We start from the raw sequence: 18,896 nt of genomic DNA, 5'->3' as shown, positions 1-18,896 counted from the left end.
GACCTGCGAACTCAAAGATGCCGCAGGATGGCCGCAGGCATCTGATCGAGCGGCGCCGCGGCCGCGGCGAGCCCGGCCTCCAGCACGCGGCGGGGCATGCCGTAGACGACGCAGGACGACTCGGCCTCCGCAAGGACTCTCCCGCCCGCCGCGCGGATCGCCCGGGAGCCCGCCAGACCGTCGTCCCCCATGCCCGTCAGCACGACCCCTAGGACGCCGGGCCCGAACTCGGCCGCGGCGCTCGCGAAGAGCAGATCCACGGACGGGCAATAGAGGGACGCGCTGGCCGTCGCCACGAAGCGGACGCTGGCGCACGCGAGGTTGCGCCGGACCGCGAGGTGCGTCCCCCCGCGCGCGAGGACCACGAGCCCGGGCCGGAGCGGGAGATCGTCCGACGCCTCGACGATCGAGAGCGCGCTCCCGTCGTCCAGGCGGCGCGCCAGCGATTCCGTGTAGCCAGGAGGGATGTGCAGCGCGACGACGATGGGGGCCGGGAACCCAGCGGGCATCGCCGCGAGGAGCCGCGTCAGCGCCAGCGGGCCGCCGGTCGACGCGCCGATCACGACGACCTGGGTGCGCGAGAGCGCCGGGATCGCGCCAGGCGCGGGCGGCGGCGCGGGCGGCGGCTCCACGCGGTGGACCTTCGCCTCGGCAGCGGCGAGCACCTTGCGGACCAGCTCGTCCGCGAGGCCGAAGAGGCGATCGGTCGCGAGCGCCGTCGGCTTCTCGACGAGATCGGTCGCGCCTTGCTGGAGCGCCCTGACGCCGAGATCACTGTCCGCCTCGGCGCTGCTCACGACGATCACCCGCGGCGCGCCCTCGCGCGGCAACGACGCGAGCACGCCGAGGCCGTCGAGGTTCGGCATCACGAGATCCAGCGTGACGACATCCGGCTTGTAGCGCGCGATCTTCTCCAGCGCGTCGAGGCCGTCCATGGCCGTGTCGACGACCTCGATCGAGGAGCTCGCGCCGAGGACCTGCCGCAGCACCTTGCGCACGAAGGCCGAGTCGTCGACCACGAGCACGCGGACCGCACGGCGCCTCATGGCTCCGCGTTCCGGTACAGGAACACGCCGCCCCGCTCCTCGCAGGCGAGCGCGGTGCCGAGCCTGAAGAGCGACTCGGAGACCCCGACCAGGAGGATCCCGCCCGGGGAGAGCGCCCCCGAGAGGTTCTTGACCACCCACCGCGCCGTGTTGTCGTGGAAGTAGATGAGCACGTTGCGGCAGATCACGACGTCGAGCCGCCCCAGCGCCGCGACATGGGACGCGTCGAGCAGGTTGATCCGCCGCCAGTCGATCGCCCGCCTCAGCTCGGCGCTCACGACGACGCGATCGGGCGTCACCTGCAGCCACCGCTCGGCGAACGGAGGCGGCGGGGCGTTGCTCCGGAGCGAGCGCGGCCCGAGCACGCCGGCCTGGGCCCGCGAGAGCGCCCGCGCGCTGATGTCGCTCGCGATGAGCTCGACCTTGTCGAGCAGGCCCCGCTCGGCCAGGAGCATCGCGAGCGTGAACGGCTCCTCGCCGCTCGAGCAGGCCGCCGACCAGATCCGCGGCCGGCTGCCCGCCGCCACGCGCGGCGCGACGAACTCCGAGACGGCAAGCTCGAGCTGCGCGAGCTCGCGGAAGAAGTACGTCTCACCCACGACCAGCCCGTCGATCAGCGCGTCCATCTCGGCCGCGCCCGCCGGGTCGTAGCGGAGGAAGTAGTAGTAATCGAGCAGCGAGTCGAAGCCGGCGTCGAGGGCGCGCGCCGACAGCTTGTCGCCGAGCAGCTCGCGATCGGCCGCGTCGTAGTGGAAGCCGATCTTCTCGGCGACGAGCGCGCTGAAGATCGCGAAGACCTGCGGAGAGATGGGGAGGCGGCTCGTCATGCCCACGGGATCAGACCCACTGCGCGAGGACGGACGCGGACACGCGCCGCACCTCGGGATCAGGATCGGTCCGCGCGGCGCACTCGACCGCCGCGAATCCCTCGCGGGTGGCCACCGCGGCGAGCGTCGTGGCGGCCGCCTTCCGCGCCGGCGCGCGCGGCAGACGGAGCGCCTCGAGGAGCGCGGCGTGCGCCCTGGGGAGCCGCATCCGCGCGAGCGCCGCGGTCAGGAGCGGCGAGAGCTCGTCGTCCGCCGTCCCCAGCGCGTCGAGGATGCCCTCGATGCGGCCCGGCACGGGCGTCGAGAGCGCGGCGAGCAGAGGGCCCTGCGCCCGCGCCGTGACGAGCAGCGCGACCAGGGTCCTCGTCGCCTCGGCGCCGGGCCGCCCCGCGATGAAGCTGGTCGCCGCCGCCCGCACGCTCTCGTCGGGGTCGCCCGCCGCCCGCACGAGCGCGGGCAGGACCTCGGGCGACGAGAAGCCGGAGATGGCCGACACCGCGACCAGCCGGGTCGCCACGTCCGGGGACGAGAGCGCGTCGAGCAACGTCGGCAGCGACGCCTCCCGCCCGGCGATGCCGAGCCCGATCAGCGCCGACCGCCGCATGTCCGTGTCGCCGTCCCGGGCCGCCTGCTCCAGCGCCGCGAGCGCGAGATCACCCTTGATCCCCGACAGCGCCTCGATCGCCGCCACGCGCACCTGGCCGCTCTCGTCCCGGAGCCGCTCGGCGATGACCCCCGCCGCCGCCTCCCACCCGAGCTTCCCCAGCGACTGGCAGGCGTAGTACCGGACCCACGCGTCGCCGTCGCGGAGCCCCGCGAGGAGCGCGCCGATCACGCGAGGGTCCCGGCGCGACTGCCCGAGCGCCCGCATCGCCACGGCCCGGATCCGCGCCGTGGGTTCGGCCGCGACCTCGACGAGCGCGTCGAGCGCCGCCGGCGCCGCGAGGGACGCGAGGCCATGGATCGCCTGCTCGCGCGCCCGCACGTCGGGGTCGCAGAGGCCGTCGAGGAAGACCGGCAGCGCCGACGCAGGCGCGAGGTGCCCGAGGATCCGCAGGGCCGTCCGCCGCGCGGCCGGGGCCCCGTCGCGGGCCGCGGCGAGCGCGAGCGCCTCGACGTCCGGGCCGCCGAGGCCCTGGATCGCGGTCGTCGCTGCGTGGACCACGCGGGGGCTCGGGTCGTCGAGGACCTGGAACAGCGCGCGCGCCGAGCCGGGCTCCGCGATGCGCGCGAGCGCGTCGCACGCCGCCGCGCGGACCTCCGCGTCCGGATCGGCGAGGCAGCGCTCCACGTCGCCCGCGGCTGCGACGCCCCGGACGAGCGGCAGGAGCAGGAGCCTGCGCGTGCTGTCGCCGTCGCGCAGCGCCGCGAGCACCCGGGGGTCCGCGCTCCGCGAGAGCTGGCCGAGCGCCTCCGCGGCGGCGCCCGCGACGGGAGGATCGGCGTCGAGCAGGCGCGTCAGCTCGAGCAGGGCCTCGTCGCCCCCGATCGCGCCGAGCACGCTGCAGAGGGCGGCCTGCTCGGCCGGATCCGCGCCCGCGAGGCTCTGGGAGAGCCGCCGCGCCACGCCGGGCGCCGGCGCCTCGCTCCGGAGCGCCTCGTCGATCGGCGCGGCCGTCCCGTAGCGCTCGCGGTACCGCTCGCGCAGCTCGGCGAGCGCCGCCGCGGCGACGCGCACGACGCCGTCGCTCGGCCGCCCGAGGAGGCGCACCAGCGGCGCCACGGCGCCGCGGCTGCCGGTGCGGCCGAGCGCCCGCGCCGCCTCGAGCAGGTAGCGCGGATCCTCGAGGAGGACCGCCAGCGGGCCGGTCGCGCGCGGGTCGCCGCTCCGGCCCAGCACGTCGATCGCCGGGAAGACACGGAAGAAATTTCCGCTCGAGACGGCATCCACGAGCGAGTCGACCGCGGACCTGCCGCCGACCCGGCCGAGCGCCTCGATCGCGGCGACCGCGACGTTGTCGTCGGGGTGCGACGTGAGCTCCGCGAGCCGGGAGACGGCCTTCGCGCTGCTGCGGCGGCCGAGGATCTGCGCCGCGTCGGCGACGAGCGCGGGGCGAGGATCGAGGGTCAGCGCGAGCACGGCGGCGTCGACGTCGCCCAGCGACGCGACGAGCGCGTCGACCGCGGCGGCGATGCGCGCCTCGCTGTCGCGCCGGGTGGAGAGGCACGCGCAGAGGGGGTGGACCGCCGCATCGCCGAGCGCGGCGAGCGACGCGACGACGGCCCGCCGCACGGTCCAGCTCGGATCCGCGAGCATCTCGATGAGCTCAGGCACCCCCGGGGGCCCCGAGGCGGCGAGCCGCTCGACCCGCTCGACGCGCAGCCGCTCCGCGTCCGAGATGGCGAGCGCGGGCGCGGGTCGACGAGCGATCATGCTGTCTCCGGCGGCGTGGGGTGCGGCGTCCCGTTCGCCTTGATGTGGGCGACGGCGTGGGCGAACGTCGCGACGACGCCCGCGACCGCGACCGCGTGCTCCGCGCTCGCCTGCCGGATCCTGCCGAGCTGCTCGAGCACCTGGCCAGCGTCGCTCGCGATCGCGCCGGTGTCCCTCGCGTGCCTGGCCGTGGAGGCGAGCAGCTCCCGGACCGGGTCGCGCAGCCGCGAGAGCGAGGCGGCGTGCTGCTCGCTCCGGGTCGAGAGCTCGCCGATCCCCTTCTCGGCGGCCTGGAGCGACGACGTGTGCCGGTTCGCGCCCGACGCGAGGGCCATGCTCGCCTCCGCCTGATCGGCCACGGCCCGCGCCGCCTGCCTGGCGATCCGGCGCACGGACTCCCCCTCTTTTGCCAGGGCCGCCGTCGCCTTGCCCTGGTCCGCCGTGGCGGCGGTCACCGCCGCCGCGAGCCGCGCGACCTGGCGGGCGGACGCCTCCAGCTGCTTCGCGGCCCGCGCCTGCTCGCCGATGCTCCGCGCCGACTGGACCGACACCCGCCGGATGTCGTCCATCGCGCGCGCGATCTCGGTCGCGCCGCCCGCCTGCTCCGCGAGGCCGGCGACCATGCGCTGCGACGCGCCCGTGACGTCCTGCGTGAGCGCCGTGATCCCGGCCAGGGTGCGGGTCTGCTCGACCATGGCGGCGTTGGTCTGCTGGGTCAGCGCGCGCATCTGCGCGGCGACCTTGGCCAGCTGCAACGCCCCCGTCGCCTGCTCGTCCATCGCCCGCGACACGCGCTCGGCGGTGGACGTGAGCTGCGCGTTCGCCTTCACGGATTCCCGCAGCGCGCGCGCCTGCTCGGCGGTCGCGTCCTTCGTCTGCCGGGCCATGCGCCGCATCTCCGCGCTGCCCTGCGCGAGCGCCTGGATCGCCTTGGTCTGCTCGGCCGCGGAGCGCGCGACCGCCCTGCCCTCGTCGCTCATGCGCGACGCGGTCTGGGTCAGGGAGGCCACCGCCTGCACCTGCTCCGCGTTCGCCCGGTCGATGTCGCGGATCGAGCGGCCGAGCTCCTCGACCCCCTGCAGGATGGACGCGAGCGCCCGATCGGCGTCGCTCGCGAGCCGGGTCCCCTCGTCCGCGACCTTCACGCCCTCGCTCGAGGCGGCCACCGCCTCCCGGGCGCTCGCCTGGAGCGCGCGGACGATCTTGGCGATCTCGGCGCTCGAGACGGCGGCCCGATCGGCGAGGTTGCGGATCTCCTCGGCGACGACGGCGAAGCCGCGGCCGTGCTCCCCCGCGCGCGCGGCCTCGATGCTGGCGTTGAGCGAGAGGAGGTTCGTGCGGTCGGCGATCAGGTTGATCGTCTGGACGATGTCGCCGATCTCCTCCGCCCGCTTGCCCATCTCCTTCATGACCGACGCGGAGTCGGCCATCGCCTGCCGGATGCTCCCGAGCCCGGCGATGGACCGGCCGACCGTCGCGGCGCCCTGGCGCGCGGTCGCGATCCCCTGCTCGGCGGTCGTGCGCGCGGTCTCGACGATGGCGACGATCCGCCGCGTCGAGGCCTCGACCTGCGACGACGTGGCGGCGTTACCGGCCGCGAGCCCGCTGATCTGCTCGGCGCTCTGCGCGACCTGCTGCGCGGCCCGCGCGAGCTGCTCGGCGGCGACCGCGTTTGCCTCGATGGTCGCCGCGTTCTTCTCGGCCGTGGCCGCGACCTCCTCGACCGAGCTCGCGATCTCCGTGATCGTGCTCGCGGTCGTCGACGCGCTCGCGTCGAGCGCCTTCGCGCTCTCGGCCACCCCGCGGATCGACCGCGCCATCTGCTCGGCGGTCGCCGCGGTCTCCTCGACCGCGCTCGCCATCTCGGTCGCGTCCTTCGCGACGCGATCGAGGGAGCCGCTCACGCCCACGACGGCCCCGGCCATGCTCGAGATCTGCGCCCCGACCCCCTTGGCGTCGGCCGAGAGGCGCGCGACGCCCTTCGACATCTCCTCGATGGTGGCCCCGATCTGCTCGATGGCCGCGGCGCTGCTCTCGCCGCGGACCGCCGCCTCGTCGGCCGATCCGCTCGTCACGGAGACCGCGCTGAGGAGCTCCTCGCTGGAGGACGCGAGCTCCTCGGCGCTGGCGCTCGCCGCCTTCACCGAGCGGGCGATCTCCTCGAGCGCGACCGCGGTCGTGTCCGCCGAGGCGGCGAGCGCGTCGGCGTCGCCCTTCACGCTGGCGAGCGCGGGGGCGAGCGCGCCGATGCCGCCCGCCATGCCCTCGGTCCCCCTCACGGCCTCGATGACGGCATCGCCCACCCGCTGCCCGGAGCGGGCGAGCGCCTGCGCGGCCACCCCAGCCTCCTCGATCTCGCCCGCGAGCGCCCCCGCCATGGCCCCCTGCTCCCTGCCGGAGGCGGCCTGCTCGGCGCCGAGGGCGGCGAGCCGCGCGGCCGCCTGCTCGACGCCGGCGACGGTCGCGACCGCCTGACGGAGCGCGCGCTCGGTCTGCTCCGCCCGCGCGAGCGCGCCGTCGATGTCCGCGATTGCATCAGATGCCATGATCCTGCTCCTCACCGATGATCCTGCCGACGTCGACGAGCATGACGAGGCGCTCCCCGAGCTTCGCGACGGCCCTGACGAACCCGGCGCTCTCCTCCGCCATGACCTCGGGGGGCGGCTTCAGCTCGCCCTCGGCGATGTTGACGACCTCGCGCGCGCTGTCCACCAGGAGGCCCACGGTGCGGCCGCCGCGCTGGACGACGATGACGCGCGAGTCCAGCGTCGGCTCCGCGCTCGGGAGCCCGAAGCGGACGCGCAGATCCACGACCGGGACCACGCGGCCCCGGATCTGCACCAGGCCGCCGACGTACGATCGCGCCCCCGGCACCCGGGTCGCCCCGGCGAACGACTCCATGTGGAGCACGTCCGCCGCCGAGATGATGTACTCGGTGTCCGCCACCTTCAGGACCACGTGCAGATCGCTCACGAGGCCCCCCGGACGAGCGCGCCGCGGCCGCCGCGGCCAGCGGAGAGCCTGCCGCTGAGGGTCACGAGGTCGAGGACGAGCGTGGGGCGCCCGTCGCCGAGATCCGTCGAGCCAGACACGCCCGGCACCCGGACGAGCGGGTCCTCGAGCGGCCGCACGACCACCTCCTGCTGGCCGATCACGCGGGTCACGCCGAACGCGAAGGGCGCGCCGTGGCGACGGACGACGAGCGCCCTGCGCGCCGGCGAGGCCCCGAGCTCGAAGAGGGCGCCGAGGTCGACGAGGGGCACGACCTCGCCGCGGCGCTCGATCAACATGGTCCCGCCGCGCGCTTCGCCCACGGCTGGCAGCATCGTCCCGCCGCGCGCTTCGCCCGGCGCTGGCAACATCGTCCCGCCGCGCGCTTCGCCCACGGCTGGCAGCATCGTCCCGCCGCGCGCTTCGCCCGGCGCTGGCAACATCGTCCCGCCCCGTGCTTCGCCCAGGGCTGGCAACATCGTCCCGCCCCGCGCTTGGCCAGGCGCTGGGCCGCGGAGGATGCGCGCGGCGTCGATCTCCATGACCTCCTCGACGCCCGCGACGGGCGTCACGAACAGCTGGTCACCGCACAGGAAGGAGAAGGCGTCCACGATGGTCAACGTGAGCGGGATCCGGAGGGTGAAGGTGGTGCCGGCGCCGGGCGACGTGCTCACCGAGAGCTCGCCGCTGAGCTGCTCCACCGCGATGCGGCGCACGATGTCCATCCCGAGCCCGCGGCCGCTGGTCTTCGTCGCCTGATCGAGCGTCGACAGCCCGGGGAGCGTGATGAGGTCGAGCAGCGCCGCGTCGCTCTCGGGCGCGGGGCGGCCGGCCCGCCTCGCGACCAGCGCGCGATCGATGCCGCGGCCGTCGTCGGCGACGCCGAGCTCGAGCTGGTTGCTGGAGCGCTCGAAGCAGGAGACCCGGACGACGCCCTCCTCGGGCTTGCCGAGGCGCCGCCGCTCGGCGGGCGGCTCGATCGCGTGATCGACGGCGTTGCGGAGCAGGTGCACGATCGCAGGGAAGACGCGCTCCGCGACCGCCTTGTCGAGCTCGGCCTTGCCGGCGTCGATCTCGAGCCGGACCTGCTTGCCGGTCGCGCGTCCGAGGCCGCGGACGACGAGCGGCACGCGCTCGAGGAGCTCCGCCACGGAGATCATGCGCGCGCGCATGATGGCGCCGCGGAGGTCGCGCAGCGTCCGGTCGTGCTCGCGCAGGATCTCCGACAGATCGCGGGTGTCGACCCCGCGGGCGCGCAGCTCGGCGGCCGCCCGAGCGAGCCGGAACCGCGTCACGACCAGCGCCGAGAGCTTGTCGAGCGCGTCGTCGAGGCGCGCCACCTCGACGCGGACGACGCCTCGGAGCTGGGGCTCCCGGTCCGCCGGCTCGTCCGGCTCACGCTCCGCCAGCGCCGCGACGGCCGGCGGGACGGGGGGCTCCACGGTGAGCGCGCGGACGCCATCCGCCGCCGCCGCGCGCGCGACCTCCTCGTCGGGCGCGCTCGTGAGGACGAGGAGCGCGAAGACGATGCCGCCCGGCGCCCCATCGCTGGCCGGCACCGAGAGCGGGACGACCTTGACGATCTCGGCGAGCTTGCCGACGCGCTCGCGGACGGTCGTGATGTTCACCCCCTCGGCGGTGCGCGCCGGCGAGGGGACGAAGTCGACCCGCAGCGCGCGCCGCCCGCCGGCCACGCCCTGCGCGAGCTGCACCCGCTCGCCAGGCCCGAGCTTCGCGAGGATCTCGGGATCGGCGCCGATGGTCGGCACGGGCGGCGACGGCGCGGCGGCGAGATCGAGCGCGGTGAGCGCGGCGAGGAGCTCGGGCGCCGCCGGCAGCACCGGCTTGCCCTCGGCGAGGGCCCGCGCCCGCTCCTCGATGGACCGGAGCCCGCGGAGCAGGACCTCGATCGACAAGGCGGAGAGGCTCCCGGCCGCCCGGTCCGCCGCCCGGAGCACGGTCTCCATCGCGTGGGCGAGATCCACGATCGGCTCCACGCCGACCATGGCGGAGAGGCCCTTGATGGTGTGAAGGGCGCGGAAGAGCTCCCGGATCGCCTTGGGGCTCGACTCGCCGGCGCCGAGGGCCGCCTCGACGGCGAGGAGGTTGGCCATCGACGCGGAGAGGTGCTCTTCCACCTCGACGAGGTAGCCGGCCACGAACTCGTTCACATCGAGCGCGCCGCCCATCCGGTCATCCGGCGCTGGCGCCGTTGTCCTGCAGGAGCGCGCGCACGCTGGCCAGGATGGCGTCGGGAGTGAAGGGCTTCGTCATGAACTCGGACGCCCCCGCGGCGAGCGTGCGGACGCGGGACTCCTCATCACCCCGGGTCGTCACCACCAGGATCGGCAGGCTCCGCAGCCTGTCTTGACCCCGGATGAACTCGATCACCTCGAGTCCCCCGATATCGGGCATATTCAGGTCGAGCACCACGAGATCGAACGGCCTGAGCGAGAGCGTCTCAATCGCCTCAAGCCCGCTCGCCGCGTGCGCGAACCCGTGCTGCTCTGCCCGGAGGCAGGCCACCACCATCTCACGCATCACCCGGCTGTCATCGACGACGAGGATCTCTGCCACAGCGGTGCTCGATCGAGGGAATAGCCTTTCCGAATCCGGGGTGTCAATCGCGCTTGTGCGTCCGTGGGAGAATCAGGGAACTCCCGTCAGACACGTCCCGAGCTGCGGATGCCACGCTCGGGTGAGCAGCGCGCAGCGGCCATGCGCTGCCCGCGCGTAAAGGACCCGGTGCGCCGGCGAACGTCGGCGGGCGCGAACGCCACGACAGACGTCATGGAACCCGGCGAGCGTTGCGTGATGCGTGGCGCAATGACCAGAAGCAACCTGACGCGACCAGAGGCAACCTGACGCGACCAGAGGCAACCTGACGCGACCAGAGGCGACCAGAAGCAACCGACGCAGACAGGCAGAAGAGGGCGACAGGGCGCGCCTTTCATCGTATTAGGCTTGCATCGTCGCGGGCTCTCCCTCAGATGAGACTGGGCGGTAAAGATGCTTGCGGAACCAACACGTCTCCGCGTCCCGTCCCGTCCCGAGAGGCGCCGCCCTGTGGCGATATGCCTCACGGCCCCTGCTCCTGGAGAACCATGAATCGGCCAATGACGATGGACTTCGTGCTCGCCGACGTCGCGCGCGATGCGAACGGCCCGCCCCGGCGCTCGGCGCCGGCCGCGGGGCGAGGCGTCCGGGAGGGGGGCATGGAGCCGCCGCCGAGCGAGCACGCGCAGCGCGGGGTGGTGTGGATCCTCGACGATTCGTTGCTGGAGGCCGAGATGGCCGCGCGCGCCCTCGCGCCAGGGTACGAGGTCCAGATCTTCACGGACGCCGCCGCGATGCTCGAGCGCATGGCGGGGGGCGATCTGCCGGATGTCCTCGTGCTCGACCAGGTGATGCCGAGCATGTCCGGCACCGAGATCTGTGGCCTCTTGCGGTCGCGCGCTGCCACGGTCGGGCTCCCGATCCTCATCCTGACCGTGGCCGGGCAGGAGGAGGACCTCGTCGAGGGGCTCACCGCGGGCGCCGACGACTACGTGGTCAAGCCCTGCCCGGCGGCCGCGCTGTCGGCGCGCGTCGGCGCGCTCCTTCGCTCGAAGCGGCTCCGCGAGCGGGCCGAGCGGGCCGAGCGGATCGCGGCGGTGGAGCGCGATCTGCTGCAGGCGCTCATCGAGCAGAGCGGCGACGGCATCATGGCCGCGGACGCGCGCGGGGCGCTCCGCATCTGCAACGGCGAGGCCCAGCGGCAGCACGGGGTGTACGCGAGCGACGCGCGCGACGCGCTCCGGACCCGCGGGCTGCTCGCGCTGGACGGCCGGCCGCTGCGCCCCGACGAGGACCCGCTCCACCGCGCGCTCCGTGGCGAGAAGGTCGAGAACGCGCGCTGGCTCGTCACGCGCCCGGACGGATCCATCCGCGCCCTCGCCGGGACGGCATCGCCGCTCAGGCACGCCGACGGCTCGCCCGCGGGCGCCGTGCTGATCACCCGCGACGAGACCGACGCGATCGAGGCGGAGCGGGCGCTCCGGGACAGCGAGGAGCGCTATCGCGTGATCATCAGCGCGCTCGAGGAGGGCATTACGCTCCAGGACGAGCGCGGCGTCATCCGCACCGCGAACGCGAGCGCCGAGCGGATCCTGGGCCTGCCCATGGCCCAGCTCGTCGGGTCCACGATGCTGGGCCCGTCGTGCCGGCTCGTCCGCGAGGACGGCTCGACGTTCCCTTTCGAGATGGTCCCCTCGCAGATCGCGCTGCGGACCGGCGCGCCCCAGTCGGGCGTCCTCCTCGGGCTGGAGCGGCAGGGCGGCTCGGTCCTGTGGCTCTCGGTGAACGCGCAGCCGCTCCGCGGCGCGGACGGCTCGGTGGCCGGCGTCGTCTCCTCGTTCTTCGACATCACGGCGCGAAAGCGCGCGGAGGAGGAGCGGCAAGACCTGCTCGACGCGGCGCAGTCCGCCCGGCGGGAGGCCGAGGCCGCGAGCCACCTGAAGGACGAGTTCCTGGCGACGATGAGCCACGAGCTCCGCACGCCGCTCACGGCGGTCCTTGGCTGGGTCCGGATGCTGCGCACCGGCAAGCTCCCCGAGGAGCGCCGCGACAAGGCGCTGGAGACGGTGGAGCGCAACGCCCAGGCGCAGGCGCAGCTCATCGACGATCTGCTCGACATCTCGCGCATCATGGCCGGCAAGCTCCGGCTGGACGTCCATCCCATCGAGCTCGTGCCGGTGATCGACGCCGCCCTCGAGGTCGTGCGGCCGGCCGCCGACGCCAAGGGGGTGCGGCTCCTGTCGCTCCTCGAGCCCGGCGTGGGCGCCGTCGCGGGCGACGCGGGCCGGCTGCAGCAGGTCGTCTGGAACCTGCTCAACAACGCGGTGAAGTTCACGCCGCGGGGCGGCGTGGTGCGCATCCAGCTCGATCGCGCCGGCGGGTCCGCCGAGATCACCGTGTCCGACACCGGCCAGGGCATCGAGCCCGCGTTCTTGCCTTACGTGTTCGAGCAGTTCCGGCAGGCCGAGAGCGGCACGACCCGCAAGCACGGCGGCCTGGGCCTCGGGCTCACGATCGTGAAGAGCCTCGTGGAGATGCACGGCGGCACGGCCCACGCGCTGAGCGACGGGGAGGGTCAGGGCGCCACGTTCGTCGTCCAGCTGCCGCTCGCAGCGCCGCCGAGCCACGACCGGGGGCGCCGGCTGGCGCCGTTGCCGTCCGTCTCCGCCGGGAGCGACCGCCCGCCGGAGCTCGCGGCGCTGAACGTGCTCGTGGTCGAGGACGAGGACGACACGCGCGAGCTCCTCGTCACGATGCTCGAGCAGTGCGGCGCGCGCGTGACGGCCGTGTCGTCCGCGGCCGAGGCGCTGCTCGCCGTGAAGGCGCTGCAGCCCGACGTGCTCGTGTCCGACGTCGCGATGCCCGGCGAGGACGGCTACGTGCTGATCCGCAAGATCCGCGCGCTCCCGGCGGCGAGCGGGGGGCGGACCCCGGCGATCGCGCTCACCGCCTATGCGCGCACCGAGGATCGCATGCGCGCCTTGCGAGCAGGGTTCAACACCCATGTCCCGAAGCCCATCGAGCCGGCGGAGCTGCTCGCGGTGCTCACGACCATGTGCGGCTCGAGGGCGGGCTCCTAGGTCGCCTGCGGCGCGTCATCGCGCCATCGCGCCGCTCGCACGATCAGCTCGGCGCGGCGCGCCGCCGGCTCACCCCCTCCGGCAGCTCCGCTCGATGGTGTCCATCAGCTTCAGCACGTCGAACGGCTTGCTGAGGATCGCGTCCGCGTCGATGCCGGCGCGCTCCGTCGCGCCGCGCGCGGTCATCACCACGGTGGGCGTGGCGGCCAGCGTCGGGTCGCGCTTCTGCTCGGCGCGAAACTGGAACCCATCCATGACCGGCATCATCAGGTCGAGCAGGACGAGCGCGATGGACGAGGGGTCGTCGCGCAGGCATGCGAGGGCCTCGCGCCCGTTCGCGGCGCAGGCGACCGCATACCCCTCCTCTTCCAGGAGCTCGCTCAACGTCCGGCGGATCGCGGCGTCGTCATCGACGATCAGGATGCGCTTGCTGGGACGGCTCATCGTCATGCGCACTCGCTCCCTCCGCAGGGTGACAGCGACCAGAGCGCCACGACCTCGGGCCGGCCCGCGGGGCCCCCTCGCGCCGGGCGCCTCAGGCGCCCTCGAATCCCGGCAGACCCTGCCGGCGCGAGGCCCGAGGGCCGGCGAGCGGCAGGGTCACCTTGAAGGTCGAGCCCTCTCCCAGGACAGAGCTCACCTCGATCGAACCATCCAGCGCTTCGACCACCTGCATCGTGATGTAGAGCCCCATGCCCAGACCGCCATAGTGCCGCGCCGACACGGCGCGCTCGAACCGCCCGAAGATCCGGCCGATGTGCTCCTGCGCGATCCCGATGCCGTGGTCCGCGATCGTCAACGTGGCCATCGAGCCCACCGAGGCGACGGTGATCTCTATCGGGTTTCCCTGACCATACTTGAGCGCGTTCGAGACGAGGTTTTCGACGACCTGCTCGAGCCGCACCCGATCCCAGCTCCCTGCGGCGTCGTCCGCCGCGCTCACGGTGACCCGCGAGCCCGCCTCCGCGATCTCGCCGCCCTCCTGGAAGCGAGACACCACCTGCCGGACGATGTCCGACAGCCGGACTTGCTCGAGCTCCAGGGCGAGGCGCCCCGCGGAAATGCGGGAGATGTCGAGGAGGTTCTCGATGAGCCGCCTCAGCCGCTCGCTCTGCCGGCGAACGAGCCCGAGCCGGTCCATGAGCCACGGGAGGCGCTCCCTGTCGGGGCACAGCTCGGGCGCGCGGCGCATCAGGGTCTGGATCTGCAGCGCGAGCGGGGTGAGCGGCGTCTTCAGCTCGTGGGAGGCGATCGAGAGGAACTCGTCCCGCAGCGCGATCGCGCTCTGCGCGTCCCTGTAGAGGCGCGCGTTGTCCACCGCGAGCGCGCAGCGGCGCCCGAGCTCCTCCGCTGCCGCGAGGTCCGCCCGGCTGTACCGGCGCTCGGATCGCACGACGATGAAGGTCAGCGTCCCGAAGAGCCGCCCGCGCCGCGCCAGCGGGACGCACATGAACGAGTGCCCCCCGATGGCCCGGATCACCCGGAGGTGCTCGTCGTTCTGCGCGATGGCGCACATCTGCTCGTCCGTGAAGTGCTCGACGAGCACCGACCTCTGCTCGAGGAGCACCTTGGTCGGCGGGTGCTCCGGGTTGCCGTCGAGCTTGGGCGCGAAGCGCTTCGCCTCCTCGGCCACGGCGGCGAGCGAAGGATCCGAGTGCGCCACGCCCACCCGCCGGAAGGTGCCGTCCTCCTCGTCGAGCGCGTCGACGACGCAGAAGTCGGCGAGGACAGGCACCGCGAGCTGCGCCACCCGCGCGAGCGTCGTGGAATAGTCGAGAGACTCGGCCAGCACCACGCTCGCCGCGTCGAGGAAGCGGGGCAGCTCCTGCGCGCGCTCCCGCTCCACGGCCTCGACGGCGCGCCGGCGCATCCGCGCCATCTCGATCTGCGTCCGGACGCGGGCGAGGAGCTCGCGCGGCGAGAACGGCTTCACCAGGTAATCGTCCGCCCCCGTGTCGAGGCCCTCGACGACGGCGTCCTCCCCCGCCCGGGCGGACACGAGCACCACAGGGACGCTGCTCGTCCTCGGGTCCGCGCGGAGCTCCCGGAGGAGCGCGACGCCGTCGAGCTCGGGCATCATCACGTCGCTCACCACGAGGTCGGGCGGGCGCGCGAGCGCGGCCTCGAGGGCCGCCCGCCCGTCCGAGGCCACCTCCACGCTCCACCTCGGCGTGAGCAGGTGGACGAGGTACTCGCGCATGTCCGCGTTGTCGTCGGCGACGAGGATCCGGCCCTCTCCGCCGCCCGGGGCGACCTGCACGGGCGCGGCGTCGGCGCGCGGCTCCGGGCCCGCTGGCGCCGCTCCTTCGCGCCCGGGTGAGGACCACTGGGACGCCTCGAGCACGTGGAGGCTCGCGTTCGCCGCCGAGGGCGCCGGCTCCCCGGCGGCGACCACGCGCTCCGGCGAAAGGTGCGCGCGGCCCCTCGGGATCGCCACGATGAACGCGCTCCCCTGCCCCACCGCGCTCGAGGCGCGCAGCGAGCCCCCGTGCGCCTTGACGAGCTCCTGGACGAGGGAGAGCCCGATCCCGGTGCCCTCGATGCTCCGGCTGCGCGCGCCGTGCACGCGGTGGAACCGCTCGAAGATGCGCGGGAGCTCCTCCGCCGGGATCCCGGTGCCGGTGTCGCGCACGGTCAGCTCGACGTGGTCCGGGTGAGCGCGCAGCGAGACCGCGATCTCCCCCTCGAACGTGAACTTGAAGGCGTTCGAGAGGAGGTTCATGACGACCTTCTCCCATTGCGCCGCGTCGACGTAGACGGGCTCGGGCAGCGGCGGGCAGTCCACGACGAGCGACAGGCCCGCGCCCTCGATCAGCGAGCGGAAGGAGCTCGCGAGCTCCGCCGTGAGCCGCGCGAGATCGGTGGGCGCGAACGACGTCTGGAGGCGCCCCGCCTCGATGCGGGAGAAATCGAGCAGCGTGTTCACGAGCCGGAGGAGCCGGAGCGTGCTCCGGTGGGCCGCTGCGAGGCCGTCGCCCGCGAGCGACCTCGCCGGGCTCGACAGCGCGTCCTCGACGCGCCCGAGGATGAGCGTGAGCGGGGTGCGGAACTCGTGGCTCACGTTGGCCACGAACTCCGTCTTGAGGCGGTCGAGCGTCGCGAGCTCGTCCCGGTGCTGCGCGACCTCGCGCTCGAGCCGCCGCTGCTCGGTGACGTCCCGCCCCTCGGCGATCATGAAGACGACCTTGCCCTGCCGATCCTTCACGGGGTTCAGGTTGAAATCGATCGTGATGCTCTTCTCACCTTCGTTCCCCCCGAGGACCTCCACGTCGTACCTGACGAACTCGCCGCGCGCCGCGCGCCGCACGGCGTCCTTCAGGCGCTCCTGGATCTCCGGCGAGCCCTGCCACCAGCGGCACTCCCAGAAGGGCACGCCGTGCACCTCCCGCCGCTCCACGCCGGCGCCGCGGGTCGAGGTGTGGTTCGACTCCCAGCTCGTACCGTGGGCGTCGAGAAGGCCGAAGAACTGGAAAGAGCTGTTCATCGCGACCCGCGCCGCGAGGAGCCGCATCAGCCCCGACTCGCGGCCAGGGCTCGCGCGGGCGAGCTCCTGCTTCAGGAGCTCGGTGTCCCAGAGGAGATGTTCTTCGGAGTCGTCCACAGGTCGCACGATCGCGAGGTCTTCCAGGCATTCGATGAAGTCGCGCCCTTCTGCGCGTTCCTCGCTCGACCGCTGTTTCATCCCTTCTCGCATCACGCCCGCGGCTGCTCGAGGCAGAGAACAGCTCATCCTGAAGCGCTTAGTGGAGATCGCCGACCACGCAAGGGCCGAGCGGCAACCCCCCTTGAACTTCCACGGGGGCCCCGCGCGTGGATCCGGATCGTTCGAGCGCACGACCACCCCTGCGTGCGCCGCAGCAGCCGATCACCACCGGCTGCTGCTGAGGCAGCAGCCCCCTCGCACCGCTCCTCCACGGTCACGGCCAAGGCAGAGCTGGCCCGGTTAGTGCACTTGGCATTGGAGGGCGGAGCGCGCAATGACCGTCAGCTCATGAGGGCGCGCAGGGCGCCCAGGAAATCTCGGTGGAACCCAAGACCTCTCTGCAGCGCGCCCCCGGCGCTCCGGTGCTCCCAAACACGCCCTTCCGGTTCATCATTCACTTCGTCGGTCGTTACCGCGCCTGGTATCTGGCGATGTTCGTGTTCGAGTCCGCCCACGCCTCGTGCGGGATCATGATCCCGTACGCCATCGGGCAGGTCATCCAGGGGGTGACGCAGGCGTCGGGCGCTGGCCGCGCCGCGCTGAGCGGACGGCTGCGCGACGCGCTGGCGCTGTTCGTCGCGCTCATCGCCGGCGAGTTCCTGTTCAGCCGGATCGCCGGCCTCTGCCAGATCCTCGTCGGGCCGTGGCAGCGCCAGAACGTGACCCGCAATCTGTACGCGTACCTCCAGCACCACTCCCATCGTTACTTCAGCAACAACTTCGCCGGGGCGCTCGCCCACCGGATCAGCGAGACGTCGATGGGGGTCTCGCAGACCCTGTGGGCCATCCTCTTCGACTTCTGGCCCATCGCCATCGTCTTCTCGGTCTCGATCGGGCTGCTCTACCGCGCTCACCCGGCGCTCGCCGCGGTCGTCTCGGCCTGGGCGGCGCTGTTCGTCGGCATCTCCTACTGGCTCGCGACCCGGTGTCAGCCCCACGCGGTGCGCGCCGCGTCCGCGCGGAGCGAGACCACAGGCAAGCTCGTCGACTCGGTCACGAACCTCACGAGCGCGCGGCTCTTCGCCCGGTTCGGCTTCGAGCGCGAGTACCTGGACGAGCAGCTCCAACACGAGCTCCGCGCGGTGCGCAGATCGAACTGGTACTCCGAGCGCGTGCGCTGGTTCCAGTTCGCGTCCGCCGCGCTGCTCAAGGTGGCGACGCTCTACCAGTCGCTCAGGCTCTGGGAGCGCGGCGACATCGGCGTCGCCGAGTTCGTCATGGCGACGAGCCTGTCGCTCCTCATCATCAACGAGGCGCGCAACCTCAGCCGCCGCTTCCTCGAGTTCTTCGAGTTCGTCGGCAACGTCGCGAACGGGGTGAACACCATCGTCCGCTCCCACGAGCTCGTCGACCGCCCCGAGGCCGTCGCCCCGACGCTCGAGCGCGGCCGGATCGAGCTCCGGAGCGTGACCTTCGGGTACACGCCCGATCAGCCGATCTTCGAGGGCCTCGACGTGACGATCCCGCGCGGCCAGCGCGTCGGGCTCGTCGGCTTCTCCGGCTCCGGCAAATCCACCTTCGTCAGCCTCATCCTGCGTCTCTACGACATCGACTCCGGTCACATCTTCATCGACGGCGTGGACATCCGAGACATGACGCAGGACGCGCTCCACGCGCAGCTCAGCCTGATCCCGCAGGACCCGAGCCTCTTCCACCGGACGCTCCTCGAGAACATCCGCTATGGCCGGCTGAACGCGACCGACGCAGAGGTGGTCGAGGCCGCGCGGAAGGCGCACGCGCACGATTTCATCGTGCAGATGAAGGACCAGTATCACTCCATGGTCGGCGAGCGCGGCGTCAAGCTCTCGGGCGGCCAGCGGCAGCGCATCGCCATCGCGCGGGTCATCCTGAAGGACGCGCCGATCCTCCTCCTCGACGAGGCGACATCGAGCCTCGACTCGATCACCGAGCAGGCCATCCAGGACACGCTGGACGACGTCATGAAGGGGAAGACGGTGCTCGTCGTCGCCCATCGCCTCTCGACGGTGGTCCACCTCGACCGCATCCTGGTGTTCGAGAGCGGCCGGATCATCGAGGACGGCACGCACGCCGAGCTGCTCGCGCGAAACGGGGCCTACAAGCGGCTCTGGAGCAAACAGTCGGACGGATTTCTGCCGGAGAGCGCCGCCGAGGAGCCTCCGGCGATCGAGTCGCCACCGGTGCGCGTCCACGAAGCACCGCGGCTCCAGCCGGCGGCTGACCGCGCCGACGAGCTCCCGCGGGGTGCTCCGCTGAAAGCGTGGGAGGCACCGCTCGCCTGAGCGGCTGCCCGATCGAGCAGGCCGCGGGCACTCGTGCTCACCGAGATCAGGCCGAGGC

General features: G+C 73.3%; 11 protein-coding genes. 2 read left to right on the top strand and 9 right to left on the bottom strand.

Features of this window, described 5'->3' with window-relative positions:
* Positions 1-11: 11 nt before the first annotated feature.
* Genes cheB through WME82_RS14905 form a run of 7 tightly spaced genes read right to left on the bottom strand, consistent with a single transcriptional unit; the run spans position 12 to position 9,815 of the window.
* Positions 12-1,046: a chemotaxis-specific protein-glutamate methyltransferase CheB gene (cheB, locus tag WME82_RS14935; RefSeq protein WP_438043374.1), complete on the bottom strand. Its 1,035-nt coding sequence runs from the start codon at positions 1,044-1,046 to the stop codon at positions 12-14.
* On the bottom strand, positions 1,043-1,873 hold the full coding sequence (locus WME82_RS14930) for a CheR family methyltransferase (protein WP_438043373.1): 831 nt from the start codon (positions 1,871-1,873) through the stop codon (positions 1,043-1,045). The genes cheB and WME82_RS14930 overlap by 4 nt, the downstream gene beginning before the upstream one ends.
* A 10-nt stretch (positions 1,874-1,883) precedes the next feature.
* Complete coding sequence (locus tag WME82_RS14925; protein WP_438043372.1) at positions 1,884-4,247, bottom strand: HEAT repeat domain-containing protein; 2,364 nt, start codon at positions 4,245-4,247, stop codon at positions 1,884-1,886.
* The gene (locus WME82_RS14920; protein ID WP_438043371.1) at positions 4,244-6,793 is read right to left on the bottom strand and encodes a methyl-accepting chemotaxis protein; all 2,550 of its coding nucleotides are present in this window, start codon (positions 6,791-6,793) and stop codon (positions 4,244-4,246) included. The genes WME82_RS14925 and WME82_RS14920 overlap by 4 nt, the downstream gene beginning before the upstream one ends.
* The gene (locus WME82_RS14915; protein WP_438043370.1) at positions 6,783-7,220 is read right to left on the bottom strand and encodes a chemotaxis protein CheW; all 438 of its coding nucleotides are present in this window, start codon (positions 7,218-7,220) and stop codon (positions 6,783-6,785) included. The genes WME82_RS14920 and WME82_RS14915 overlap by 11 nt, the downstream gene beginning before the upstream one ends.
* A complete protein-coding gene (locus WME82_RS14910; RefSeq protein WP_438043369.1) occupies positions 7,217-9,427 on the bottom strand; it encodes a chemotaxis protein CheA in 2,211 nt (736 codons plus the stop codon). The genes WME82_RS14915 and WME82_RS14910 overlap by 4 nt, the downstream gene beginning before the upstream one ends.
* A gap of 4 nt (positions 9,428-9,431) precedes the next feature.
* Positions 9,432-9,815, bottom strand: a complete 384-nt coding sequence (locus tag WME82_RS14905; protein ID WP_437746092.1) for a response regulator transcription factor — start codon at positions 9,813-9,815, stop codon at positions 9,432-9,434.
* A gap of 539 nt (positions 9,816-10,354) precedes the next feature.
* On the opposite strand from WME82_RS14905, the gene WME82_RS14900 reads away from it, so the two are divergent.
* Positions 10,355-12,874: a hybrid sensor histidine kinase/response regulator gene (locus tag WME82_RS14900; RefSeq protein ID WP_438043368.1), complete on the top strand. Its 2,520-nt coding sequence runs from the start codon at positions 10,355-10,357 to the stop codon at positions 12,872-12,874.
* 69 nt (positions 12,875-12,943) lie between these two features.
* Here WME82_RS14900 and WME82_RS14895 read toward each other — a convergent pair whose 3' ends face one another.
* Both WME82_RS14895 and WME82_RS14890 read right to left on the bottom strand, forming a co-directional pair.
* The gene (locus WME82_RS14895) at positions 12,944-13,324 is read right to left on the bottom strand and encodes a response regulator (RefSeq protein ID WP_437299693.1); all 381 of its coding nucleotides are present in this window, start codon (positions 13,322-13,324) and stop codon (positions 12,944-12,946) included.
* 85 nt (positions 13,325-13,409) lie between these two features.
* Positions 13,410-16,556: an ATP-binding protein gene (locus tag WME82_RS14890; RefSeq protein WP_438043367.1), complete on the bottom strand. Its 3,147-nt coding sequence runs from the start codon at positions 16,554-16,556 to the stop codon at positions 13,410-13,412.
* Positions 16,557-16,897: 341 nt separating this feature from the next.
* Here WME82_RS14890 and WME82_RS14885 point away from each other — a divergent pair, with 341 nt between their 5' ends.
* Positions 16,898-18,838, top strand: a complete 1,941-nt coding sequence (locus tag WME82_RS14885; protein WP_438043366.1) for an ABC transporter ATP-binding protein — start codon at positions 16,898-16,900, stop codon at positions 18,836-18,838.
* The last annotated feature ends 58 nt before the right edge of the window (positions 18,839-18,896 follow it).

This window comes from Sorangium sp. So ce128, assembly GCF_051525245.1.
Classification (GTDB): Bacteria; Myxococcota_A; Polyangia; order Polyangiales; family Polyangiaceae; genus Sorangium; species Sorangium cellulosum_B.
This window is presented reverse-complemented; position numbering and strand designations above follow the sequence as displayed.